General features: G+C 61.0%; 21 protein-coding genes and 1 pseudogene. 9 read left to right on the top strand and 13 right to left on the bottom strand.

What is annotated here, in order from left to right:
- Window positions 1–235: 235 nt before the first annotated feature.
- Together MesoLj_RS35395 and MesoLj_RS35390 are read left to right on the top strand one after the other, a co-directional pair.
- Entirely contained in the window at window positions 236–2,617 is a 2,382-nt protein-coding gene (locus tag MesoLj_RS35395; protein ID WP_202324477.1) for a phosphoketolase family protein, read from the top strand.
- 62 nt (window positions 2,618–2,679) lie between these two features.
- Entirely contained in the window at window positions 2,680–3,873 is a 1,194-nt protein-coding gene (locus tag MesoLj_RS35390) for an acetate/propionate family kinase (protein WP_202324475.1), read from the top strand.
- Here MesoLj_RS35390 and MesoLj_RS35385 read toward each other — a convergent pair.
- Both MesoLj_RS35385 and MesoLj_RS35380 read right to left on the bottom strand, forming a co-directional pair.
- Window positions 3,870–4,385: a GNAT family N-acetyltransferase gene (locus MesoLj_RS35385; RefSeq protein WP_202324473.1), complete on the bottom strand. Its 516-nt coding sequence runs from the start codon at window positions 4,383–4,385 to the stop codon at window positions 3,870–3,872. The two genes, MesoLj_RS35390 and MesoLj_RS35385, sit on opposite strands and share 4 nt — an antisense overlap.
- A gap of 46 nt (window positions 4,386–4,431) precedes the next feature.
- Entirely contained in the window at window positions 4,432–5,079 is a 648-nt protein-coding gene (locus MesoLj_RS35380) for a helix-turn-helix domain-containing protein (protein WP_140775289.1), read from the bottom strand.
- Window positions 5,080–5,206: 127 nt separating this feature from the next.
- Between MesoLj_RS35380 and MesoLj_RS35375 the strand changes: the two genes are divergently transcribed.
- Both MesoLj_RS35375 and MesoLj_RS35370 read left to right on the top strand, forming a co-directional pair.
- Entirely contained in the window at window positions 5,207–5,476 is a 270-nt protein-coding gene (locus MesoLj_RS35375; RefSeq protein ID WP_140775288.1) for a hypothetical protein, read from the top strand.
- Between the two features lie 84 nt (window positions 5,477–5,560).
- A complete protein-coding gene (locus MesoLj_RS35370) occupies window positions 5,561–6,553 on the top strand; it encodes a zinc-dependent alcohol dehydrogenase family protein (RefSeq protein WP_202324466.1) in 993 nt (330 codons plus the stop codon).
- Here MesoLj_RS35370 and MesoLj_RS35365 read toward each other — a convergent pair.
- From MesoLj_RS35365 to MesoLj_RS35350, 4 genes are all read right to left on the bottom strand, one after another.
- Entirely contained in the window at window positions 6,550–7,140 is a 591-nt protein-coding gene (locus MesoLj_RS35365; protein ID WP_202324464.1) for an NAD(P)H-dependent oxidoreductase, read from the bottom strand. The two genes, MesoLj_RS35370 and MesoLj_RS35365, sit on opposite strands and share 4 nt — an antisense overlap.
- Before the next feature lie 31 nt (window positions 7,141–7,171).
- A complete protein-coding gene (locus MesoLj_RS35360) occupies window positions 7,172–7,558 on the bottom strand; it encodes a hypothetical protein (RefSeq protein ID WP_202324462.1) in 387 nt (128 codons plus the stop codon).
- Between the two features lie 139 nt (window positions 7,559–7,697).
- On the bottom strand, window positions 7,698–9,251 hold the full coding sequence (locus tag MesoLj_RS35355) for a bifunctional aminoglycoside phosphotransferase/ATP-binding protein (RefSeq protein WP_202324459.1): 1,554 nt from the start codon (window positions 9,249–9,251) through the stop codon (window positions 7,698–7,700).
- A 17-nt stretch (window positions 9,252–9,268) separates the two neighbouring features.
- On the bottom strand, window positions 9,269–9,667 hold the full coding sequence (locus tag MesoLj_RS35350) for a c-type cytochrome (protein WP_244735249.1): 399 nt from the start codon (window positions 9,665–9,667) through the stop codon (window positions 9,269–9,271).
- Window positions 9,668–9,836: 169 nt separating this feature from the next.
- Here MesoLj_RS35350 and MesoLj_RS35345 point away from each other — a divergent pair, with 169 nt between their 5' ends.
- Complete coding sequence (locus MesoLj_RS35345) at window positions 9,837–10,673, top strand: universal stress protein (RefSeq protein WP_202324457.1); 837 nt, start codon at window positions 9,837–9,839, stop codon at window positions 10,671–10,673.
- Between the two features lie 361 nt (window positions 10,674–11,034).
- On the opposite strand, the gene MesoLj_RS35340 is transcribed toward MesoLj_RS35345, so the two are convergent.
- Window positions 11,035–11,661 carry a transposase gene (locus MesoLj_RS35340; RefSeq protein WP_202324454.1) on the bottom strand — a complete coding sequence of 209 codons (627 nt, stop codon included), beginning with the start codon at window positions 11,659–11,661 and terminating at the stop codon, window positions 11,035–11,037.
- A gap of 14 nt (window positions 11,662–11,675) precedes the next feature.
- On the bottom strand, window positions 11,676–12,350 hold the full coding sequence (locus tag MesoLj_RS35335; RefSeq protein WP_244735248.1) for an excalibur calcium-binding domain-containing protein: 675 nt from the start codon (window positions 12,348–12,350) through the stop codon (window positions 11,676–11,678).
- Between the two features lie 185 nt (window positions 12,351–12,535).
- Between MesoLj_RS35335 and MesoLj_RS35330 the strand changes: the two genes are divergently transcribed.
- Window positions 12,536–13,882, top strand: coding sequence for an IS701 family transposase (locus tag MesoLj_RS35330; protein WP_202323969.1), 1,347 nt, complete (start codon window positions 12,536–12,538; stop codon window positions 13,880–13,882).
- Between the two features lie 72 nt (window positions 13,883–13,954).
- Here the strand turns inward: MesoLj_RS35330 and MesoLj_RS35325 are convergent, their stop codons facing one another.
- Window positions 13,955–14,341, bottom strand: a complete 387-nt coding sequence (locus MesoLj_RS35325) for a hypothetical protein (RefSeq protein WP_096453526.1) — start codon at window positions 14,339–14,341, stop codon at window positions 13,955–13,957.
- Window positions 14,342–16,474: 2,133 nt separating this feature from the next.
- On the bottom strand, window positions 16,475–16,822 hold the full coding sequence (locus MesoLj_RS35320) for a hypothetical protein (protein WP_167434505.1): 348 nt from the start codon (window positions 16,820–16,822) through the stop codon (window positions 16,475–16,477).
- 112 nt (window positions 16,823–16,934) lie between these two features.
- Here MesoLj_RS35320 and MesoLj_RS35315 point away from each other — a divergent pair.
- The 3 genes and pseudogenes from MesoLj_RS35315 to MesoLj_RS35305 all read left to right on the top strand — a co-directional run.
- Window positions 16,935–17,171 (top strand): annotated as a pseudogene (locus MesoLj_RS35315) (GAF domain-containing protein); the annotation flags it as partial.
- Window positions 17,172–17,786: 615 nt separating this feature from the next.
- Window positions 17,787–18,896 carry a histidinol-phosphate transaminase gene (gene hisC, locus MesoLj_RS35310; protein WP_202324451.1) on the top strand — a complete coding sequence of 370 codons (1,110 nt, stop codon included), beginning with the start codon at window positions 17,787–17,789 and terminating at the stop codon, window positions 18,894–18,896.
- Between the two features lie 122 nt (window positions 18,897–19,018).
- Window positions 19,019–20,041: an LLM class flavin-dependent oxidoreductase gene (locus tag MesoLj_RS35305; protein ID WP_096453534.1), complete on the top strand. Its 1,023-nt coding sequence runs from the start codon at window positions 19,019–19,021 to the stop codon at window positions 20,039–20,041.
- Window positions 20,042–20,302: 261 nt separating this feature from the next.
- On the opposite strand, the gene MesoLj_RS35300 is transcribed toward MesoLj_RS35305, so the two are convergent.
- The 3 genes from MesoLj_RS35300 to MesoLj_RS35290 are packed head-to-tail and all read right to left on the bottom strand — an operon-like array spanning window position 20,303 to window position 22,439.
- Window positions 20,303–21,073: a hydroxymethylpyrimidine/phosphomethylpyrimidine kinase gene (locus tag MesoLj_RS35300; RefSeq protein WP_010913510.1), complete on the bottom strand. Its 771-nt coding sequence runs from the start codon at window positions 21,071–21,073 to the stop codon at window positions 20,303–20,305.
- Complete coding sequence (locus MesoLj_RS35295; RefSeq protein WP_096453536.1) at window positions 21,064–21,669, bottom strand: thiamine phosphate synthase; 606 nt, start codon at window positions 21,667–21,669, stop codon at window positions 21,064–21,066. Before MesoLj_RS35295 ends, MesoLj_RS35300 begins: the two co-directional genes overlap by 10 nt.
- Entirely contained in the window at window positions 21,666–22,439 is a 774-nt protein-coding gene (locus MesoLj_RS35290) for a thiazole synthase (protein WP_202324448.1), read from the bottom strand. Before MesoLj_RS35290 ends, MesoLj_RS35295 begins: the two co-directional genes overlap by 4 nt.
- Window position 22,440: the final 1 nt, after the last annotated feature.

Raw genomic sequence — 22,440 nt, 5'->3', positions numbered from 1 at the left:
GGCGTTCGTTGCTCTGAAGCAAAGACGGCGCTGTCTTGTCCTGCGGGTCGCGGCTTCGAGATGGGTTTGGAGCCGCGGTCGGCCTGCCCGGCATTTGCGATGGATCAAAGCTCGAAGTTTCTTGGCCGGATAGATCGATGGCGCCCGGTCTTGACACCGGCCGGTCATGAACCGGTGGCAGCGTCGAAGCGTTGTGCTTCAGCCGGTTCGGTTTAACCCAGCGAAGGAGTCGGAAATGACCGTGCATCCCAGCACCAATCGCTTGTCCGCACAGGAACTGCACGACATCGATGCCTATTGGCGTGCCGCCAACTACCTGACCATCGGGCAGATTTACCTGCTCGACAATCCGTTGCTTCGCGAGCCCCTTCGGCTGGAGCATGTCAAGCCAAGGCTGCTCGGCCATTGGGGAACCTCGCCGGGTCTCAGCTTCATCTATGCGCATCTCAACCGCGCTATCAGACAGCGCGATGCCAATGTCATCTATGTCTGCGGTCCCGGCCATGGCGGACCTGCGATGGTTGCCAACACCTACCTCGAAGGCACCTACAGCGAGATCAATCCGGATGTCGCATCGGGCGAGGCCGGGATGAAGAAACTCTTCCGGCAATTCTCCTTTCCAGGCGGTATTCCCAGCCATGCCGCGCCCGATGTGCCCGGCTCGATCCATGAAGGCGGCGAGCTCGGCTACGCGCTGTCGCATGCCTATGGCGCGGCCTTCGACAACCCGGATCTGATCGTCGCCTGCGTCGTCGGCGACGGCGAGGCGGAGACCGGTCCGCTCGCGACGTCCTGGCACTCCAACAAGTTCCTCAATCCTGCGCTTGATGGCGCGGTGCTGCCGATCCTCCATCTCAACGGCTACAAGATCGCCAATCCCACAATTCTGGCTCGCATCCCCGAGGACGAGCTGCGTGCGCTGTTCATCGGCTACGGCTACGAGCCGCTGTTTGTCGAGGGCGATGATCCAGCCCTGATGCATGAGCGGATGGCGGTCGTGCTCGACGATGCGCTCGACCGCATCAAGGCGATTCAAGACACGGCTCGCAGCGGCGCAAAGACGGCGCAGTCGCGGCCGAAATGGCCGATGATCGTGCTGCGGAGCCCGAAGGGCTGGACCGGCCCCAAGGAAGTGGATGGCCTGAAGACCGAGGGATTCTGGCGCGCCCACCAGGTCCCGCTGTCGGGCCTCGCCGAAAACCCCCAGCATCTGAAGATGCTCGAGGAATGGATGAGAAGCTACCGGCCCGAAGAGCTTTTCGATGCCGCCGGCGCGCCCGTGGCCGCGATCCGCGCCGCCGCGCCGGAAGGCGACAGGCGCATGAGCGCCAACCCGCATGCCAATGGCGGCCTGCTGCGCCGGTCCCTGGAACTGCCCGGCCTCAATGAGCACGCCGTCCCGGTAGAGCGGCCCGGGAGCGTCAAGGCGGAGTCGACCCGCGTGATGGGCAGTTTCCTGCGCGACGTCATGACGTTGAACCAAAGCGCCAGGAATTTCCGCATCGTCGGGCCAGACGAGACGGCTTCGAACCGGTTGCAGGACGTCTTCGAGGTGACGGAGCGCGCCTGGATGGAAGAGATACTTCCCGAGGATGTCCACCTGGCGCGGGAAGGCAGGGTTCTGGAAATTCTATCCGAGCATACCTGTCAGGGTTGGCTGGAAGGTTACCTGCTTACCGGGCGCCACGGCTTCTTCTCCTGCTACGAAGCCTTCACGCACATTGTCGATTCCATGTTCAACCAGCATGCGAAATGGCTGGATGCCTGCCGCAAGCTCGCCTGGCGGCGACCCATCGCTTCGCTGAACTATCTTTTGTCCAGCCATGTCTGGCAGCAGGAGCACAATGGGTTCAGCCATCAGGATCCAGGCTTCATCGACGTGGCGCTGAACAAGAAGGCGGATGTGGTGCGCGTCTACCTGCCGGCGGATGCCAACAGCCTGCTTTGCGTGACCGACCATGTGCTGCAGACATGGAACCGCATCAACGTCATCGTCGCCGGCAAAGCCAATTCCTGGCAGTGGCTGTCCATCGAAGACGCGAAAGTCCACTGCCGCGCCGGCATCGGCATATGGGAGTGGGCATCGACCGACGGTGGGGCCGAGCCTGACGTGGTGATGGCCTGCGCCGGCGACGTGCCGACGCTCGAGACACTGGCCGCCGTTCAAATCCTCAGGCGCCACATTCCCGACCTCAAGGTCCGCGTGGTGAACATTGTCGACCTGATGACGCTGCAGCCGAAGGAACATCATCCGCACGGGCTGTCGGATCGCGAGTTCGATGCGTTGTTCACCAGGGACAAGCCTGTCATCTTTGCCTATCACGGCTATCCATGGACTATCCACCGCTTGACCTACCGGCGGACCAATCACGACAACATCCACGTGCGCGGCTACAATGAGGAAGGGACGACGACGACGCCGTTCGACATGACCGTGCTGAATGGACTTGACCGCTATCATCTCGTGCTCGGCGTGCTCGACCGCATTCCCGGGCCGGCCGGCGCGCACATCCAGCTGAAACAGGCCATGGAAGGCAAGCTGATCGAGCACGCAGCCTATATACGCAAGCACGGGCAGGACATGCCCGAGATCCTCGGTTGGAAGTGGGAGCGGTAGTCGATGACGAAGCGCCAGGCAGAGAGGACCAGGCCTGCAAAAGCGGCCGGGACCGGTCGGCCATGACCGATGCGATTCTCGTCCTCAATGGCGGCTCGTCGAGCCTGAAGTTCGCCGCCTTTCAAGGGGGCGACGAACTGCATCTGCTGGTGCGCGGCAGCGTTTCGTCAATCGGCGAGCGGCCCCGACTCCATGTGTCGCCCATGGCGACAACGCCGCCGTTCGACAGGAGCCTTGGCGAACAGCCGATCTCCATCGGCAAGGCCTTCGAGGCCGTTGCGTCCTACCTGGCGGACCGCGGCCTGTTGCGCCAGGTGCGCACGGTCGGGCATCGTATCGTACATGGCGGCCGGGAGTTTGCCCGCGCAACGTTACTCGACGCGCGCACGCTCGACGCCTTGCGCAAGCTCGAGCCGCTCGCTCCGATTCACCAGGCGATCAACCTGGAGCTCGTCGACCTGGCCAACCGCCTTCTGCCCGGCGCCATGCAGGTCGGCTGCTTCGATACCGCCTTTCACGCCGCCCAGCCTGGGATCGCAAGACTTTATGGCCTGCCGCATGAGATGTCGGAGCAAGGCATCGTGTCCTACGGTTTCCACGGGCTCTCTTACAGCCATATCGCCAGCGAACTCCACAATCGCTACGGCGCCGCCGCCGGTGGCCGAACGATCGTTGCCCATCTCGGCAGCGGAGCGAGCCTGTGCGCGATGAAGGCAGGCGTAAGCCACGCCACCACCATGGGTTTCTCGACGCTTGACGGCCTTGTCATGAGCACGCGCTGCGGCGCGATCGATCCCGGCGTCCTCCTGCATCTTCTGCAGGATCGGAAGCTGTCGCCTGACGAGCTGACCGACCTGCTCTACGAGCGATCCGGCCTGCTGGGGGTATCCGGCATCTCCGGGAGCATGCAGACTCTGCTTGCGTCGAAAGACCCGGCGGCGGTGCGCGCCGTCGATCTTTTCGTCTACCGTATCGGGCGTGAGATCGGATCACTTGCCGCGGCTATAGGCGGGCTCGACACCCTCGTGTTCACCGCTGGCATCGGCGAGCATGCGCCCGTGATCCGACAGAGAATCTGCGAAACGGCCGGATGGCTGGGCGTCGCGCTCGACAAGGAGCTGAATGCGAACGGCGAAGAATTGGTCAGCACCACGGATTCGCTCGTCGACGTGCTTGTCATTCCAGCCGACGAGGAACGTGCGGTGGCCGAAGAGATAGAGCGCTTCGGCACCTCCGTGGGCGGGGGACCGTTCTAGCCTGGCAACTTGGCACCGAGCTTCCGCTGAACAAGGACGAGTGTCGGGTCGTCGGAGTCCGTTGTGACGGTGAAACCCATCTCACGCTCGAGTTCGATCGCCGCGCGGTTTTCGCGGCTCTCGATCGACTCGATCGTCTCGATGCCGTGGTCGTCGGCATAACGCGCGACATAGCCGAGAAACTCCCAGCCGACGCCGAGATGCTTGCGATCCTCGCGAATGCAGATGGCGACTTCGCCACGCCGGTCGGCCGGATCGCTGGCAAGCGTTGCCACCGCGATCATCATTCCGTCGGTCGAGAAGGCGAGAAAATTATGGACGTGCGGATCGTCGGAGCGGGTCATCGCCACCAGCCGCTCGTGCGAAACTTCCTTCACGGCTCCGAGAAAGCGGAAGCGCAGGTCCTCCGGCGTCACATGGGTGAAGAACTCGGCAACGATCGGCTCATCATCGGGACATGCATGACGCACTTCGAAGCGAAATCCGGTGTGAGTTGCAAGTGTGGTTTTCATTTTGCGCCCCTTTCAGGATTGATGCGCGGGATTGGCTCAAACGGCTTCATTCCCCCATTGCCAGCAGCGTATCGCGCTTGAGAATTTCGATGCTGCGCAAGGTGAGCAGGCGGATTACGCCTTTCTCCTTCAGCCGGGTGAAGACCCGCGACACGGTTTCGATGGTAAGGCCGAGATAGTCGCCGATGTCGTTCCGCGACATTGGCAATTCCACCTGCCGCAACCCGCCCTGACGCTCCGACATTTCGACGAGGAATGCCGCGACGCGCTCGATGGCGTTCTGGCGGCCAAGCACGAGGAGATGTTCCTGTGCCCGGGTCAGGCCCTTGAGCGCGAGAGGCAGGAGCTGGCGGGACATGTCCGTGCCTGATGGAGCGCGCAAGACCCGGACGCCGGTTGCGCTGATCGCTTCGGCGAAGAAGTGGTGAGTGGCGTCGGCCTCGAATCCGAAGGTTTCTCCCGCCAGATGGAACGCGCTGATCTGCCTGCGGCCATCGGCCAGCAGCCGGTAGATGCGGACCGCGCCGAACTCGACGTAGTAAAGAGCTCCGGCCTTTTCGCCTTGAGCGTAAATCTCGGTGCCTGCCTGGAAGAAGCTCACTGGCTGCACGGTCGCGCCGTCAAAGATGGCGGCTGGGTTCTGCTGGGGGAGATAGGACGGCAGTTCGATCTTGGCGGAGGCTTGAGCGTACATGGCTGGGGTCCCGGTGAATTCGTGACAACAGCAATCGCGCAAATCCGGCCACGCCGAAATTCGGTTATCTCCCTAAGGGAAACTACTTAGAGCAAGCCCGAAATCATCCGATGGAGCCAGATAAGGCGTGCGCGCAAGATGGTCGGTGCGATTGACCACGATCAAGGCCGGCATGACTTGGCTCGGCAATTATCTGGTCAGGACCAACCAGGAGAATCTGACCATGACCTCCGATATGATTGAAATCTGGGCTGGGATACTGGGCCTTGCCTATCTCGCCGCCGCGGGCCTTTATTTCGAAATTCTTTCTGCCGGAAAGCATGGCCATGGTCCGGCGAGGTACGGTTTCGGTCGTCACATCCGGCCGTGCCCGGTCAAGATCAGGAACCCGCGATAGGAACGAGGTGCCAAACCCGCGCGTTTCCATGCCGAGTGGACGCGGGGCCGTTCTCATCTACTTCTGAGAAACCGGGGAAGCGTGATGAAGGCAATGGTGCTGGAAAAGCCAGGCACGCGTTTGACGCTCGTCGACCGCCCGGATCCCTTGCCGGGAGCGGGCGAGATCAGGCTCAAGGTTGAGGCATGCGCGGTCTGCCGCACCGATCTGCATGTCGTGGACGGTGAGTTGCCGTGGCCGAAGCTGCCGCTCGTGCCGGGTCACGAAATCGTCGGCATCGTCGATCTTGTCGGTGAGGGCGTGTCGCGATCCCGGCTCGGGCAGAGAGTAGGCGTTCCATGGCTGGGGCACACTTGCGGACATTGTCCCTATTGCAGCGCCGGCGCCGAAAACCTGTGTGACCAGCCGCTCTTCACCGGCTATACGCGCGATGGCGGCTTCGCCAGCCATGTCGTTGCCGATGAGGATTTCGCTTTCGAGCTCGACGCTGCCGCCGACCCGGTGTCGCTGGCGCCGCTCCTGTGCGCGGGGCTGATCGGCTGGCGTTGCCTCAAGAAGGCAGGCGACGGGCGGCGCCTGGGCATTTATGGCTTTGGCGCCGCCGCGCATATCATCGCACAGGTTGCGATCTGGCAGGGACGTGAGATCTTTGCCTTCACGCGGCCTGGCGACATTCAGGCACAGGAATTTGCGCGCTCATTGGGCGTTGTCTGGGCAGGGGCGTCCGATGAATTGCCCGCTGTCGACCTTGACGCTGCGATCATTTTCGCGCCGGTCGGCGAACTGGTGCCGGCGGCGTTGCGGGCTGTTCGCAAAGGCGGCCGGGTAGTCTGCGGCGGTATCCACATGAGCGACATTCCGTCGATGCCCTACAAGCTTCTCTGGGAAGAAAGAGAATTGGTGTCGGTCGCGAACCTGACCCGTCGTGACGCGGAGGAGTTCTTTCCGACAGCGAAGCACGCTCGGGTGCGTACACACACAAAGGTCTATCCGCTGGAACAGGCAAACCAGGCGCTGGATGACTTACGCATGGGCAGGCTGAGTGGCGCTGCCGTCCTCAAGCCGTGGCGGCCCTAGCCCGCGCGTTCGCCCAGCCGTTGCATCTGCTTTAGCCAGTTCGCCCGCTTCGCGTCGCCGGCGTTCGCGACCATGCCGAACAAGGTCTCGCGCACCGGCCGGATGCCGACAAAGTTGAGGATACCACGCCGCATGCCGGCAATCCCGTGGCTGAAGAACCATATCCGGTAAACGGCCGCCGGCATTCCCATCGTCACCACCAGGCGGGCGGAGCGGCCGCGCAGCAAGGATTTGGTGAAATTTTCGCCTTTGGCCGGGTAGGTGAAAGCCGTGCCTGGTCGCATCACCTGCTCCAGGAAAGCCTTCAGCATGGCCGGCATGGTGCCCAGCCACAGCGGAAAGACAAAGACGAAATGCTCCGCCCAGACGACTGCCTCTGTCGCCTCTCTCAGGCTGTCGGGAATCTCGCCATGCTCGAACTCCTGCATCGTCCGGAGCATCGGAAAGTCGAGCAAGGCCAGGTCGATCTTGCGCACGGTGTGGCCCGCCCTCTCTGCCGCTTCGGCATAGGCCGAAGCCAAGGCACGGCACAGCCGGTCAGGGGAAGGGTCGGGGTGACCGACGAGGACAAGTGTACGGCGCGACATGGCTCCCTCCGGTCAGATGCGAGAGACGTTGCTATGGCTGCTCGACCCGGGCCACCTGATAGGTGTGCATGGCGCCGTTGCGCCTTATGGAGACATATTCGCCGGTGACGAAACGCTCCTCGCCGAGATGAAAGCCAACCTCGTCGTCACGATCACCCTCGGCATAGTCGAAATACCATTGTCCGCCTGGCTTGCGGCGCAAGCGGCCGACAAGATCCTGTCCGCCGGTGCCAAAACGGCGGACACGGCAGAAGGCCTTATGCGATTTCCATTCCTCGGCATCCAGCCGTCCCTCGCCGGTGAGTGGAGCCAGCACATCATAGCCTTCTTCGCGGTCACCCTCCGGATGGCCCTTCTCGCGCGCCAGAAGCAGGCGGATGCTCCTGAATTTGGGGGTAAGGTCGTGCAAGCTGGTCATGGCAAACTCCTTTGACGCCATTCCTACCGCGGCGACCGGGCGTGACCTTGATTAGAGTCAAACACTTGATCATCGACTTCCCTTGCCTGGTCTTCCTCGACCATAGCGACAATGGAGATCCGCCAGGCGGTGGTCAGCTCTATGATCCGGTCTTCCTGAAACTGGCTGAAGCGTTGCCCTCGACCACGGCCACCATCTCGGTTGTGATTTCGGCCACCTTGCGGTCCGCCTCGATTTTGCGCCAGGTCAACGGACCGGCATCGCGCTGCAACTGCCGCGACAGGATGTCGACCGTGGCATCGGAAGGGCCCCCCTTGCGCTCGCTGACCCGGCGCCAAAGTACCGGCGGATCGGCCGCCAGCCAAAATCCCGCAAACGGAACATCCGCCTCGCTCGCGGCACGCTCGATCCTGTCGCGATCCTCCAGCTTGTCGAATACGGCGTCGGCGACGACGGAGCCGCCTGCGGCAAGGATCAACTCCGAACGCCGGGCGATCTGGCGATAGACGCGTTCCGACACGTCGGGCCGGTAGGCCTTGTCCGGCAGCTTCGTTTCGGCGGCCACGCCATGCATGGCCTTGCGGATGCGGTCGCTCTCGACGATCCTGGCTCCAGGTGGCGCGCCGATCCGCGGTGCGAGCGCTTCGGCGACCGTCGTCTTGCCCGAGCCGCTCAAACCGCCGATTGCGACGAGCCGAGGTGGCGTTTCGGCAAGCAGGGTTTGCGCGAGTTTGAAATAGGATCGCGCTTCGGCAATCAGCTTTGTGGAGTCCTGGCTGCCCTCCTCGACCTGCGTCGCGGTCACGTGGGCGCGCACCGCCGCCCGCACCGCCATGAAAAAAGGCAGGAGCATGAAGCCGTCTTCGTCATCGGCGTCGTCGAGATAGCGGTTCATCACCAGATTGGCGAGTTGCGCAAAACCGCGATGCCACAGGTCCATGAGCAGGAATGCGAGGTCGTAGAGGACATCGACGGTGGCGATCTGATCATTGAACTCGATGCAGTCGAACAGGCGAGGCTCGCCATCGAAGGCACAGATGTTGCGCAGATGCAGGTCGCCATGGCAGCGTCGGACCCGGCCTGCCGCCTCGCGCCGGTCAAGCAGGCAGGTATGGCGAGCGAGGGTGGCGTGAAACGCCGCGTTGAGCGTTTCGATCTCCTTTCCATCGAACACGTGGCTCGTCCCAAATCCGGCCGAATTGATTTCAAGCACACCGCCAATGTTCCCTGACCCGCTGCCGGCGTGGATCACCTCGGCATTGCTGTGATATCGCGCAATCATGCGCGCCACGGCGGTCATCAGCGAGGGGGTCAACTTCGCCGCGACGGCCATGCGATCGAGGAGGTTCGACTGATCGAAGCGAACCATCTCGATAACAGCGTCGACCAGTTCCCCCGATCCATCCATCGCAAGCCGATTTCCCGCACGCGTGATGCGGCGGACATTGAGATAGAGACCGGGCGCCGTCCTGGAGTTCAATTCCACTTCCTTTTCGCACGCGGCGACCCGCAACTCCGGCGTCGAAAAATCGACATAAGGCAGCTTGACCGCGCGCTTCATTTTGAATGCGCGTTGCCCGATAAGGAATATCCGGGAAATGTGGGTTTCGATCGTCTCGACGGGACCGGCCTCGCCATAGGTGGCAGGGTCCTTCAGCATCTCGACCACGGCGTCCTGATTTTGAGCGATCATTGCGTGCACCAGTCCTGCTAGCGTTGAAGCGTCTGGACATAACCGGCGAGGTTTTGAATGCGTTCCGTGGTGATAGCCTCGCCACCGTAGGGGCCGTAGCGCTTCACATCGTCGGGCAGGAACTGATTGCCCCAGACTGGCATGTCGTGCTCGCCGTGCTCTGGCACGAGGCCGCGGCCGTCGATCGTGGCATAGACCCGCCAGTAGGGAAATTCGCCGCCATTGCGGCTTGTGAGCGTCGTCAAATTCGCGGGGCGCTTCCGCAATACGTCGGCCATGGGTCCGTCGCCGCTGCCGTCCACGCCGTGGCACACAGCGCAGGAATTCAGATATTCCTGCTGTCCATTGCTCATCTGTTGTGCCGCCGCGGTGCTCAACGTCAGCGCCAGGAAACCCATCGTCGTTCCGAATCTCATTTGATCCGCCTCCAGCCGTCGATGTCAGGCTAAGGCTCGCGAGGCGCGCGTACGTTGATCGGGATCAATCCTGCGACGCGATCGGTTTGATCCAGCGCAAGGCAGGTATCCGACCGGCTGGCTACGGCTATGACCACTGTGAACCTTTCCCGAACAAGGAGACGCCGCTATGCCATTCAAGACGTTGCTCACGGTTACAGGACCCAATCAGGGAGACGCTGATCTGAAGCTTGCCGCCGGCCTGTGTGAAGAAATCAATGCCCATCTCTCGGTGCTTGTTCTGGTCATCGCGGCGCCTCCCTCCGGCGGGGCATATGCCGAGGTGGTCTCTCCGGTTTGGCTCGCGGAGCGAGAAGCCGAAACGGAAATGCTGCAGAAGCGGAATTCGGCCGTTTCCAAAATGCTGTCGGCGAGCCCGGTATCGACGGACCTGAGTGATGACTACCCGGACTATGCCTGGGCAGACGAGGTCATCGGCCGGCGCGCGCGTTACGCCGATATAACCGTCCTTGGGCCAGACCTGCTTGCGAGCCAAACGCTCAAGGAGAAAGTCATCGAAGGCACGCTGTTTTCGTCTGGAAAGCCAATCCTGTTTGTCCCCAAAGGGGCGTCCGCGACGTTGAAACCGAAACGCGTCCTCGTCGCATGGGACGCCAGCCTGGAAGCGTCACGCGCCTTGCGAGAGTCGCTGGACATCCTCTCAGGTGCCGATGAGGTGCGGATCGTCATGGTAGACCCGATCGAGGACGAACGGCATCACGGCGCGGAGCCCGGGGCAGACGTGGCGACCTATCTCTCCCGCCATGGCGTAAAGGTAACGGTAGACCGTTTGCCGAGCTCAAACCACTCGATAGCCGACGTTCTCCGCCAGCACGCGGTCGACACTGGCGCCGAACTCATGGTCATGGGGGCCTATGGTCATTCGCGGCTGCGGGAACGGATTTTCGGCGGCGTGACAAGGTCCATGATCGAGGATCCCGGACTGCCGATCATCATGGCTCGTTGAAGGCTGGGTCGAAGTCGCGTGGTCAAGCCGCGCTCATCCCGTCCTGGAACTCGGCTGCCAGTTTTTCGAGGCGGACATCATCGCCGACAAAGCGGATGTCGTGCGAGGCGGCCGGCATAACTGTCGGCCTCTGCCTTGCGCTGGTATTGTGTGTGGCGGCGGTTCGCTTCCGATTCCCGGATTCGAACTGAGTGCACCAAGTGATTGAAAAACGGCACCAAGCCAGGAATTTGGGTGTTCACCCTACCAATTGCCAAAATGCAACAGGTGGCTGGATGTCATCAAAAATACCAACACCGAGAGAGCGCGTTGTGACTGACGCAAGGGTTGCGTCAAAAATTTATGACGAAAAGCCAAGTACTTACGATATGGAAACTACAGCTTGAAGCTGATGGTGCCCAGAGGCGGAATCCAAGTAGAGGAAATTTGAATTCGTTTTCAATCGCCTCGGCATGGAGCAATAGCAGCGCGGACCAACAAAAATACCAACAAAATATTTCTGTGGATTGGTTCGGTTCCCGAATAATGCCCTATCCATCCATGACACTGCATCAAGGTCGCGGTGCCGTTTCCTCCAATAGCGGGACGAGGAAAGAGCAGCAAATATCCTCCTATTATGCTGGCATGGGTCGACCACCCGGAATTGGAGAACTGCAATCAGGTAGTCGGTATCCCAGGTCGCGAGTTTTCGCTTTCCCTTGATGGATTGTTTTCCGGACATGGCTCGGATGAGGTTGAGGGCGAGGTGGCGGACCATGGCCATGTTTGTGGCGCCGTGGCTGCGGCGCAGGCGGGACTGATCATCCTTGAATTGGACATCGAGAACCCAGCGTAGCCCGTTCTCGATCCCCAATGGGGCGGCCTCGGCGAAAGTTTTTGCGGTGAGGATGCGAGAGGAGATGTAGCATCGCCGCTCGACCCTGACCTCGGCGCTGGTCTCGATGTGGGTCTCGACCATGTCGATGGGGCTGGGGCCTTTGAAGCGCAACTCAGGGCGCCGCGTTAGCACAACGTCTCGCACGCCACGCCGTCGCCGTCCCGATCCAGCTTCCGGCCCCAAGGGCAGTTGCTGAGATACCATTGGGCTTCCTCACAGGAGCCGATCTGCGAACAGGTCCGCCGTGGCTGGCACGAATAGCTCTGCGCGACCTGTTGGCGGCTGATGCCGAGCGGCTGGCTCGACGGAGCCGCGCCGTCTGCATGCTCCGTGCGCCAATCCCACGGCGACTGAAACTTGCCGACCCAAATGCCGACTTTCGACGCCTCGGCCGTCGCCTGCTTCTCTGCGTAGGTGCCGTGGCTGTAGCGGGGCCAATCCAGCGCCTGGCCGTGCTCGACCATCCAGGCGGCAACGCTGGCGCCATCGGCGCGCCGGCAGTCGCCGATATAGCGATGATAGCGGTCCCAGGTCACGAAGGTGCATTGCACCGGCTTCGAGGCTGCCAGGAAGCCGTCCAGCGCGGCGGCCGATCGCCGCCCGCAAGGATAGTCGGCCCCGCTCGCATTTTTACAAAGCTGCTGGCTCTCCGGCGCGTCGATGCCGTTGAAGCGGATGCGCTGGCCGTGGATTTCGATCGTGTCGCCGTCGATGACGGATGCCACGCCGGCAATCGTCGCCAGGCCCGCGCTGGTCCAATTCGGCAGATGGAGCTCGGGCATGTGGTCGCTGTGTTGCATGGCCGTTTGCGCAGCCAGAGCGCCAGCCGCGGCCACTGTCACCAAGATCAGGCGCCTTTGCACCACGCCAAGTGGCCTCCGGCGAGGCGATCGCATTCTACGCAGCATGCTAGTACTACTGTGTCATAAACTTCGTTAACGATTGATTGCGAGAATGGCGATTCAAGCTTCAAATGGAGGGAGCGATGAATCTCCGAGACGGAATCGAAACGAGTGAATCGCGTTTTGCGGCCTATGTCGAGACGCTCGCCTCGGCATTGGGTCATGCTGACCGGGTGGCGCCGCTGAAGGCCTATTGCACCGGGCTGCTTTTGCCAGGCGAGCGCAAGAGCGTCGAGCCGATGGCGGCACGGGTGGAGCCTGGGCGTGTTCAGGCGGCGCACCAGTCTCTGCATCACTTCGTGGCGAAAGCGGACTGGTCGGATGATGCCGTGCTTGGCGTCGTGCGGGCGCAGGTTCTGCCGGCACTTGAGGGTCAGGGGCCGATCCGCGCCTGGATCGTCGACGACACCGGCTTTCCCAAGAAAGGCAAGCATTCGGTGGGTGTGGCGCGGCAGTACTGCGGCCAGATCGGCAAGCAGGACAACTGCCAGGTCGCGGTCAGTCTGTCGGTTGCCACCGAACAGGCGAGCCTGCCGGTCGCCTATCAGCTCTATCTGCCGGAAGGCTGGGCCAACGACCCTGACCGGCGCGCCAAGGCAGGTGTGCCGGAGGATGTCATCTTCCGCACCAAGCCCGAAATCGCACTCGCGCAGATCCGGGCGGCGCTGGCGGCCGGCGTCTCGCCGGGCGTGGTGCTGGCCGATGCCGGTTATGGCAACGACAGCTCCTTGCGCACCGGGCTGACGGAGATGGGCTTGACCTATGTCGTCGGTGTCCAGTCCTCGATCCGTCTGTGGCCGCCGGACACGCAACCGCTGCCGCCCAAGCCATGGAGCGGCCGCGGCCGCCCACCTTCGCTCGTCCGACGCCAGGCCGACCACGCGCCCGTTTCGGCCAAGGACCTGGCGCAAGCGCTGCCCGAGGGCGCCTGGTGCCGCGTCACCTGGCGCGAGGGCTCCAAGGCGCCGCTCGCCTCGCGCTTTGCCGCCGTCCGCGTCCGCCCAGCCCATCGCGACTACTGGCGCTCCGCGCCACGAGCTGAGGAATGGTTCCTGATCGAGTGGCCGCAGGGCGAGGTCGAGCCGACCAAGTATTGGCTCTCGACCTTGCCGGAAGATACCGAACTCGCCGGCCTCGTCGACCAGGCCAAGCTGAGATGGCGGATCGAACGGGATTATCAGGAACTCAAGCAGGAGATCGGCCTTGGCCATTATGAGGGCCGAGGTTGGCGCGGCTTCCATCACCACGCCACGCTCGCGATCGCCGCTTACGGATTCCTAGTCTCCGAACGGAGTCTGATTCCCCCCTCAGCCCCACGCTCAGCGCCGCTCCTCAAGGCACCTGCGCTACCCGAAGATTATCGACCCCGCGGCGCCGCCGCTCCGTCCCGAACGCCACGTCAGCAATTCAATCGCCACCGTCAGGGTTAGACTCGCCCACGCCTTGGCGCGGCGTCTGCCACGATGTCCATGCTGCCAACATAGTTTTATGACACAGTAGTACTAGTTCGCCTCATGTCCGGTGCGGCCGCCCGGTTTCGCTTCGGCGGCACGTTCACCACAAGCCCGGCCTAGGCTGTCAACCCCATTGCGCAGATCGCATGGATGATTGCCAGAGTCCCCGCCGCCACCTTGGCGCGCACCTTGGCCTGGCGATGTCAGCGGGATTCCGCGAAAGGCCTGGATGACTCCAGCTGTTCGCTGGCCGTCGCCCTCGATATGCGTGTTCTGATTGTTCGGGTTGAACGGGTCGACTGTCTGGGCGAGACTATTGGCGCGATTGGCGTCGCCGGCAGAGAGCGTCACGCTGTCATAGTGATTGAGATAATCCGCTGCGCAGCCGCTCAATGCCAGAACGATGCCAAGGCAGATCGCCAGGTTCCACTGCATGGCCCCTAGACCGGCGCCGGGTTTATGCCGGCGGCTCTCAGTTGCGCACCAAGCTTCGCTCGAGTCCCACACGCGGCCTTGTCGCCGGCGACGCACTTGTTATTCGCGTCTGACCAGTCCAGCAGCGCCGTATTGATCCAGCTGCCAGGTGCGCGCTGGATCCCATAGGGTGTCGGTGGCGCGCCACCAGCAACGGCTGGAGCTGCCGTGGCACCCTGGCCATGCGGGGCACGCTTCCACCCGCTTAGGATGAGGCAGTTCTTCATATACTGGTCTTCGGCAGCCAAGTTGCCGAGGGCATTGCCGATTCCGGCCCCCGCAACAAAGCCCGGGGACCCGATAGCAATATAGCCTTGGTCAACCGACCCCTTATGCATTTCGCATTGAGCGTGGGCGACGTCGAAACTAGGCCCGTAGCCTATTTGCATGTAGTCGGCTTGATTGCTTGTTTGACAGCCGCCCAGCGCTGCCGTGGCACCAAGTGCCACAAATGCTTTTATTCTCATCCCCCAGCCCTCCCAAGGCCGAGTTAGCATCTCCTAAAGTTGAATTTGGTGCAAGAGTGATGAACAAATCTGGTAAATTCCACCTGCTGGCAGTTCGTAGACTTCCCTCTTACGACGGATATACCCCGTTATTTTATCCATCATTCCGTGGGATTGAAGATGCGAAACAGCGAATTGGCGCAACGGCTATGCAAGGGCTGGACCCCATGGGCCAAGGGTCCAGGCGACCACGATATTGAGAAAATATGGTGGGCGGCCCGCGTGTTGCTGCATTTTCCGAAGCTGAACTTCTCGACATAGTTCGACGGCTCGGAAGTCGTCGGCACCTGGCATTGGGGATTTCGTCAGAAGCGGAATGCTTTTCCCTCTGACCCGATCGAGCATCTCTTACGGGATGTAGAGCTAAGGATTCCCCTTACGTCCGCGACATGAGCCCGCAGAGTAGAGTGAACCCCTAGCATGGGGGGTGGGGGATTTTGTCCTCCTTCGGCGATCAACACTGCAATTTCGGCGGGAGGGGCTCGATCAAAGATGCCGAGACCGAGATTACGGCTTTTGAAGGCGTGCAGAATCGACGGGAAGGGTAGCTTCAGATCATGCGGCCGGCAGCATTCGCCATAGCGCCGATTTGATCCGCAGTTGCAAAGCTCGGCCTCCTTAAACTGGGTTAGCCGATAATAGGGATCAGCTTGGCCCAGTTCATCCAGCATCGCATACTGGCGTCCCGGCCACCGATCAAACACCACCAAATGAAGCTGGCGAAGCGCCCATACGCTATAAAGGTCCAGCAACGTGCACAAATCACTGCCTGGCGACCAAGCTTTATCGAGCATGGGGTGATAAGCGCACACCGAGCCGTCAGGGAAATTGGTATGTCGCGGGCCGATCCATTCGACCTGCCCATCTTGCTGCCAGAACGCCCATCCACGCGGCTCGACCGGTGGCGTTTCTGGTAGGGCAATAAGGAATATGGCTTCTCGCGATAAGCCATCTATCACTTGGCTGCGAGCGAGAAGCCATACTCCATGGTCATCGGGGAGGAGTGTTGCGCCGGGGTATGCCCGTTGCACATTCTCTAGCTGCCCGGCGTAGTTGCCGGCGAGGCTGATGCGTCTTTGCGACCGGGATCGATCCTCGAGAAGTGAGCTGCGCAACACTTCCGATCCGAAGCATCTCGCGCGCTGGCGCTCGGAATGGCCCTGTCGGCCCGAGATGTGTCTCGCCTGGCAGCCGCCGCCTCAAACCATCGTTGATTTGCAGATCCTTGGCGCGCTGTGCAATTTGGCGGACCATGTATCGATCAATGGAGCGGATCAGCTTGCTTCTAATGGCCGCCGTATGCTTTTCGGGCGTCGCACCTGATTTCCTTCAAAAAGAGATGCAAGAAGCGTTCGATCCGGCACTGACCCTTAAGCGGGGGGCTGGTTTGAGCCGATGCCGGACCGAACTGTCAGGGCAACGCCGGCTTTCTGGTGGGGCATTGCGACCACGTCGCGGCTAAAACGTGGCGATAATGTGATACGGAATCACCGATTCCAACACGCACTTCGAAAATGTGACCTAGACGTTTGGGAAACGGCGCAGCGCAGCTGGTCGGCGGGGCAGGGGGCCATCAGCCGCTCCGCGGTCAAGACCTTGTCGCGATTGTGAATGAAATCACGCCGGAGTCGCGGTCGGCCCACGTAGATGACATCGTCGCGATGGCGGTCGCCACGCCACTGTGCCAGCTTTGCCAGGAGCTGATTAGGCTGATGGCCCGGGCCATCAGCACCGGCACCGCGGGGACGCCGGGGCAGACATTCTGCCGTTCGATATCATCTACCGGAGCTATATGAAACTGATGGAATTCTATCATGAGCGCAGAGTTTCCTTTCGCGAATGAAAGAAAGCTCGATTGACTCTCCCGCCCCATTCCGGTCTCGTGAATCAACGTGCGGTTGCGGCGTGCAGAAGTCAGTCGACGGTCGCGATTCATGAAAGGAAACCCATGGCAAGGCATCGCTCCGCTGTGCACTCGACCACGTTGCGGCGCCCCGACTTACGGCCAGGGCGTTTTTCGCGCTTGCCCGTGACCAGTCAAAATCCGCAACCAAGCGGTGGATCCGGCTTTCAACGCCGCCGACAAGGACGTGCTCGGGGCGTCCGACAACATGAAAGTGTCGTTCATCGGCGTACCCGTTCGCGTCGATGCGAACGTCGTGGGCACCCCGACCATCGACCGCATTCTGGACAACAAATCAGGTTCCCTCCTCGATTACGACCTCCGCCTCCTCACCACAATCGCCAATCTGGTTGGGCAGACAGTGAAGCTGCATCGCATGTTCCTGGCAGCGGGAGCGTCAATCGGCTGAAACGACTTTGACTGCTGCCACGGACAGTGTTTTCCGCAACGCCGTGGAAGAGCGGACCGGGCACCAAGGTGCTGCAACTGGGGCCGATGATGCCAGACAAGGCCGGCCACGCGGCCGACTGAGGCTGCTCCTTGGGCCGCCGCTACGGTCCCGTCCGTCGTCAGGGACCAGGCACTGCTGGCGCCTGCCAGCGCAGCCTCTTTAAAGGTACGAGTATGTCAAATCGCGAGCGTGTCATCGCGGCCGTGGAGAGATGGCTCGGTGCAGGCAAAGGCGGCGCCTGCTTGGACCGACGCCGCGCCAGATTGGATACACGCTGAGGAAATACGGCATCAGATCAAGCGTCCTTGAAAGGCTGACCGAGGCAAATATCAGGGACAAATCAAGCGTTGGTGGTTGGCGGAGCCTTGGCCCGATGACGAGTGGATGCGGACTGAGCGTCGGGCCAATCCGACCCGGGAGGACAGCCCGCCCGACCTCGCGGGGTCAATGTGCTGACAACGGCGGTGTGAATGCACTGTTGGTCGGCCATGTGCTCAGACCATCAGTTCATCCCGGATTCCCTCTGCGACTGAAACGGAGAAAAACATGTCCGATGCAAAACTTCAGAGTGTGCTGTCGTCTCTTTCGCAAGTGGCGAGACAGTTAGATGCTCTGCCATCCGATACACCAGCGCCGGATTCAAGTTGGGTAAAACTAAACACGAATGAGAACCCCTTCCCGCTTCCGGAAATCATAATGCAAAGTGCGATTGCAGCTCTCGAACGGCAGTATCTATATCCAGAAGACGATAACATCAGCTTGAGAGAAGCAGCCGCGAATGCCTACAGCGTCTCCATGGATCAGGTGATCGCCGGCAACGGATCGTCTGAACTGCTTGGACTTGTCTACAGAGCATTCCTTACCCCGGGGGATAGCGTGGCGATGATGTCGCCAGGCTTTTCGTTCAACCGCAAACTTGCAACGTTGCAGGGTGCTCAATTTGTCGAAATCGAATTTAGCAAAGATCATTCCTTGCCGATGGAGCAATTGCTCTTCGGTCCTGCAAAGGACGCCAAGTTCATTCTGCTAGCCAATCCGAACAATCCGACTGGAACGTTCGTTCCGGTGGCCGATATCGAACGCCTGGTAGCGAAATCGGACCGCTTGATCGTGCTGGATGAGGCCTACGTCGACTTTGCACCCGAGAATGGTCTACGCCTCATCAATCGCTATTCGAACCTTCTGGTCTTAAGGACATTTTCGAAAAGCTATGCTGCCGCCGGCGTTCGCGTCGGTTTCGGTTTCGGTCATCCTGAAATTATCGGCAGGCTACGCAACATCCAGAACGTCTTCAACATGAATGTGATCGGGCAGGCGGTTGGTATCAGCGTCCTTGCGCACCGCGCCGCCTATGCAGACAACCACAGACACATCAGGCATGAACGACGGCGAGTGACGCTCGCGCTGTCGCAACTTGGATTTTCCGTAATCCCTTCCCACGCAAACTTCTTGCTTGCCCGCGTGCCAACGGCACAGGACGGCTCATGGTGGCAATCAGCCTTCGCAAGGCAAAAAATACTTGTTGCCGTCTTTCCAGATAAAGGTTTGGAAAATTACATCCGCGTCAGCATCGGTACAAAAGAGCAAATGGATGCGTTTCTTCGTGCCACTAGTCGTATTAGCAGAATATTGAATATGTCAACACCCCCGCATTAGGTTGCTAAGGCTCTTAGCATTTCGCAGCCAATAATCCGAGCGATTACACGAGCGAGAAATCTTTAAATTGCTTGGAATACGCAAGCAACCGGACTTTCTGCGTCAAAAATGGAGACAATATCATGGATAAGGCCTTTCCTTCAGGCCTAGCTGTCGGCATCTTCGATCATCTGGACGAGGACGGCCCCGATATCGCCCGACAGTACGAAGATCGCCTGATGTTAGCGGAGGCGTGCGATCACCTTGGGTTCTATGCATATCATCTCGCAGAGCACCATTGTACCCCACATGGGAGAGGTCCCTCACCGAATCTGTTCTTGTCGAGCGTAGCCCAGCGAACCCGGCGCCTTCGTGTCGGCCCGTTGGTAATGCTGCTTGCCCTCTATCATCCGCTACGTGCGTTCGAAGAGATCTGTATGCTGGACCAATTGAGCGGTGGCAGGCTCGAACTTGGGATAGGGCGCGGCTCGCTCCCGATCGAATTGGGTTACTTCGGGATTGGCTCGGACGCGGCGCCAAACCACTATGCGGAAGCCAGCGAAATTCTTATCAATGCGCTGAAGGGCGGCACGCTATCCTATCAAGGTCGCCATTTTGAGTTGAACAGCGTTCCGCTGACGCTAAGAACTCATCAGCGTCCACATCCGCCGACTTGGATCGCCACCAATCGACCGGAATCGGCAGTCTGGGCCGCTGCGAATGGCGTGAACATCGCGTGCGTGGGACCTTCCTCTTCCGTTCGAAGAATCACTGATGCCTTCCGTCGAGAGCACACCAGTGAGGCGGACGACCAAACGCCATTTCTTGGATTGCTCCGAATGGTCGTGATTGGGCGTTCTGAAACAGATGCACGTTCACTCGCCGCACCTGCTTACGAACGGTGGCTCAAGAGCTTTAAATTCCTTTATGATCTTAATGGCATGCCGACTCCACCAAACCTGCCGCTGACCTTCGATGCAGCAATCGAGAAGGAATTGTGCGTAGTAGGAACGGCAGCTTCTGCGGGACAAGCTCTTCTTGAACAGCTGGAAGCGGCAGGTGCAAACTACCTCCTTTGTCAACCGGCGTTTGGGAATCTGTCGTTAGATGCTTCCCTATATACCGCAACGGCGATTCAATCCGCAATTATGGCTCGAGTTGGCTAACCCCGGTTCGAACGTTCGCTCACCCAACAACGTGCCAAGCGGCATGCGGTCGCTAGCGACGACTAGATGCGGGTTTCGGATGACCCATCAACCGGTTGGCACAGAGACATGCGGCTTCCTCCTCAAAGCGGCGTGTTGTTGATAGGCGAAAGCGACCGTGTATGCCGCATTCTCACCCCTCGGATAGGGCCTTCATGTCCTAGGAGTAGACCCACGATCGCCTGCCAGACTTGATCGGAGCGTTGGATACGTTCGGCCCGATCAGCTTTTCGGCCCGAGGTCCTTCGATCCGGCAAGCGCATCGAAAACATATTGCTTGCCTTGGCGCACGCTCGCTTCCAGCGACGCTCCAAGAGCAAGCGAGGCGGCGACTGCGCTGGCCATCATGCAACCCGTTCCGCGCATCCCTCGCGGCAAGCGGGGCGCCTCGAACCGAACTGCAGGTTGGTTCGGCTGCAAAAGCACGTCGACGCAACGGGTTCCTTGTGCATGGCCGCCCTTGACGAGTACGGCGGTCCTCACCGTCCTCGATAGCTCTTCAGCCTGACGACAAGCCCCTTCTTCGTCCGCGGCCGGTGACGAGCCGGTAAACGCAGCCAGCTCGACCAGGTTAGGCGTTACAAGCCGGCAGATCGGCATCAGATCGTGGCGCAGCATATTAATGGCATCGTCCGCCAGCAGATTGCGTCCCGAGGTAGAGGCCAAGACCGGGTCGAGTACCACAGGCACTTGGCGGTTGACCAAAACAGCGCCGACTGCCTCAACAGCCGCCGATGTCCCAATCATGCCTATCTTGACGGCCGCGACAGCGTTGGCAGCGAACGCGGCGCGCATCTGAGCGGCGACAAGCTCCGACGGCACAAGCTTGACGTGCTCGACAGCCGAATGCGTCTGGACTGTCACGGCGGTGATGGCAAGACAACTTCGCACCCCGAAGGCGGAAACCGTTTCTATATCGCGGGCAATTCCAGCTCCACCGCTGGAGTCCGACCCGCCAACGACAAGCACATGCGGTTCTCGCCTCAGCGCCATCGCTCCGTCTTTTCGATCCATTCTCGTGTGCGCGCTTCGGGATCGGCATTCAGCGTGATGTCGGTCACGACGGCCGCGCTGTCCACGCCAGCCGCAAAGACACCGTCGAGCCGGTCAGGATTGAGGCCTCCAATGGCGACCAATGGGACAGGTGCGACCCGGCGCTTCCACTCGCGGATTCGTTCGAGCCCTTGCGGCGCCCATTTCATCTTCTTCAGGATGGTTGGGTAGATGGGACCGAGCGCGATGTAGTCGGGCTCGGCAAACAAGGCCGTCTCCAGTTCGACATGATCATGCGTGCTCAGCCCGAGCCTGACGCCGGCTGCCCGTATCCGCGCGCGGTCGGCGGTCTGCAAATCCTCCTGGCCGAGATGGACGAAGTTGCAGCCTTCCTCGATTGCCAGGCGCCAATGGTCATTGACGATGAGCTGGCTTTGGTGCTCGGCGCACAAGGCCGTTGCCTTCCGGATTTCCGCGCGCAACCCGGCCTCATCCTTGGTCTTGATACGCAGCTGCACCAGCTTGACGCCGAGCGGCAGCAGCCGTTCGATCCAGGCTGCGCTGTCGACGATTAGGTAGAACGGATCGAGCTTCATGAGAAAACCGCCCTGCCGAATATCGGCGTCGACGGCACGGCGACCTCGCGTGGCTCGAGCAATCCTGAACTGAAGGCTTCGCGACCGGCATCGACCGCCTTGCCGAACGCACGCGCCATGCCGACCGGATCGGCCGCCCTGGCGACCGCCGTGTTCAGGAGCACGGCGTCGAAACCGAGCTCCATGACCGTTGCGGCGTGTGACGGTCGCCCGAGGCCTGCATCCACGATCAGCGGGACGTCAGGGAAATGTCCGCGCATCGAGCGCAGTGCCGTCATGTTGACCGGTCCGAGGGCGGAACCGATCGGCGCGCACCACGGCATCAAGACCCTGCAGCCCGCCTCCAGCAGCCGTTCGGCCACGACAAGGTCGTCGGTGGTATAGGGGAATACCGAAAAGCCATCTTCGCACAGGATGCGGGCGCCTTCGACCAGGCCGAACACGTCTGGCTGCAGCGTGTCGTGGCTGCCGATCACTTCGAGCTTGATCCAGCTCGTACCGAAGACGTCGCGCGCCATCCTCGCGGTCGTGACCGCTTCCTTGACCGAATGGCAGCCGGCAGTATTGGGCAGGATTTTCGTGCCGAGTGAGCGGATCAGCGACCAGAATCTTTCGCCGGCCCTGCCGCCTGCCATCTCCCGCCGCAAGGAGACGGTCACCACCGACGTCCCCGACGCCTTCACCGCGTCGGCGAGGATGGCCGGCGACGGATACTGAGCCGTGCCGAGAAGCAGGCGGGAGGGAAGTGGCGTCCCGAAAAGCTCCAGCATG

It is taken from the genome of Mesorhizobium sp. 113-3-9, assembly GCF_016756515.1.
Lineage (GTDB): Bacteria > Pseudomonadota > Alphaproteobacteria > Rhizobiales > Rhizobiaceae > Mesorhizobium.
This window is presented reverse-complemented; position numbering and strand designations above follow the sequence as displayed.

Bases quoted from the DNA above. Each gene is read 5' to 3' on its own strand.
- MesoLj_RS35395 (WP_202324477.1), top strand. From the start codon at position 236: ATGACCGTGCATCCCAGCACCAATCGCTTGTCCGCACAGGAACTGCAC.
- MesoLj_RS35390 (WP_202324475.1), top strand. From the start codon at position 2,680: ATGACCGATGCGATTCTCGTCCTCAATGGCGGCTCGTCGAGCCTGAAG.
- MesoLj_RS35385 (WP_202324473.1), bottom strand. From the start codon at position 4,385: ATGAAAACCACACTTGCAACTCACACCGGATTTCGCTTCGAAGTGCGT.
- MesoLj_RS35380 (WP_140775289.1), bottom strand. From the start codon at position 5,079: ATGTACGCTCAAGCCTCCGCCAAGATCGAACTGCCGTCCTATCTCCCC.
- MesoLj_RS35370 (WP_202324466.1), top strand. From the start codon at position 5,561: ATGAAGGCAATGGTGCTGGAAAAGCCAGGCACGCGTTTGACGCTCGTC.
- MesoLj_RS35365 (WP_202324464.1), bottom strand. From the start codon at position 7,140: ATGTCGCGCCGTACACTTGTCCTCGTCGGTCACCCCGACCCTTCCCCT.
- MesoLj_RS35360 (WP_202324462.1), bottom strand. From the start codon at position 7,558: ATGACCAGCTTGCACGACCTTACCCCCAAATTCAGGAGCATCCGCCTG.
- MesoLj_RS35355 (WP_202324459.1), bottom strand. From the start codon at position 9,251: ATGATCGCTCAAAATCAGGACGCCGTGGTCGAGATGCTGAAGGACCCT.
- MesoLj_RS35350 (WP_244735249.1), bottom strand. From the start codon at position 9,667: ATGAGATTCGGAACGACGATGGGTTTCCTGGCGCTGACGTTGAGCACC.
- MesoLj_RS35345 (WP_202324457.1), top strand. From the start codon at position 9,837: ATGCCATTCAAGACGTTGCTCACGGTTACAGGACCCAATCAGGGAGAC.
- MesoLj_RS35335 (WP_244735248.1), bottom strand. From the start codon at position 12,350: ATGCAACACAGCGACCACATGCCCGAGCTCCATCTGCCGAATTGGACC.
- MesoLj_RS35330 (WP_202323969.1), top strand. From the start codon at position 12,536: ATGAATCTCCGAGACGGAATCGAAACGAGTGAATCGCGTTTTGCGGCC.
- MesoLj_RS35325 (WP_096453526.1), bottom strand. From the start codon at position 14,341: ATGCAGTGGAACCTGGCGATCTGCCTTGGCATCGTTCTGGCATTGAGC.
- MesoLj_RS35320 (WP_167434505.1), bottom strand. From the start codon at position 16,822: ATGAATCGCGACCGTCGACTGACTTCTGCACGCCGCAACCGCACGTTG.
- hisC (WP_202324451.1), top strand. From the start codon at position 17,787: ATGTCCGATGCAAAACTTCAGAGTGTGCTGTCGTCTCTTTCGCAAGTG.
- MesoLj_RS35305 (WP_096453534.1), top strand. From the start codon at position 19,019: ATGGATAAGGCCTTTCCTTCAGGCCTAGCTGTCGGCATCTTCGATCAT.
- MesoLj_RS35300 (WP_010913510.1), bottom strand. From the start codon at position 21,073: ATGGCGCTGAGGCGAGAACCGCATGTGCTTGTCGTTGGCGGGTCGGAC.
- MesoLj_RS35295 (WP_096453536.1), bottom strand. From the start codon at position 21,669: ATGAAGCTCGATCCGTTCTACCTAATCGTCGACAGCGCAGCCTGGATC.
- MesoLj_RS35290 (WP_202324448.1), bottom strand. From the start codon at position 22,439: ATGCTGGAGCTTTTCGGGACGCCACTTCCCTCCCGCCTGCTTCTCGGC.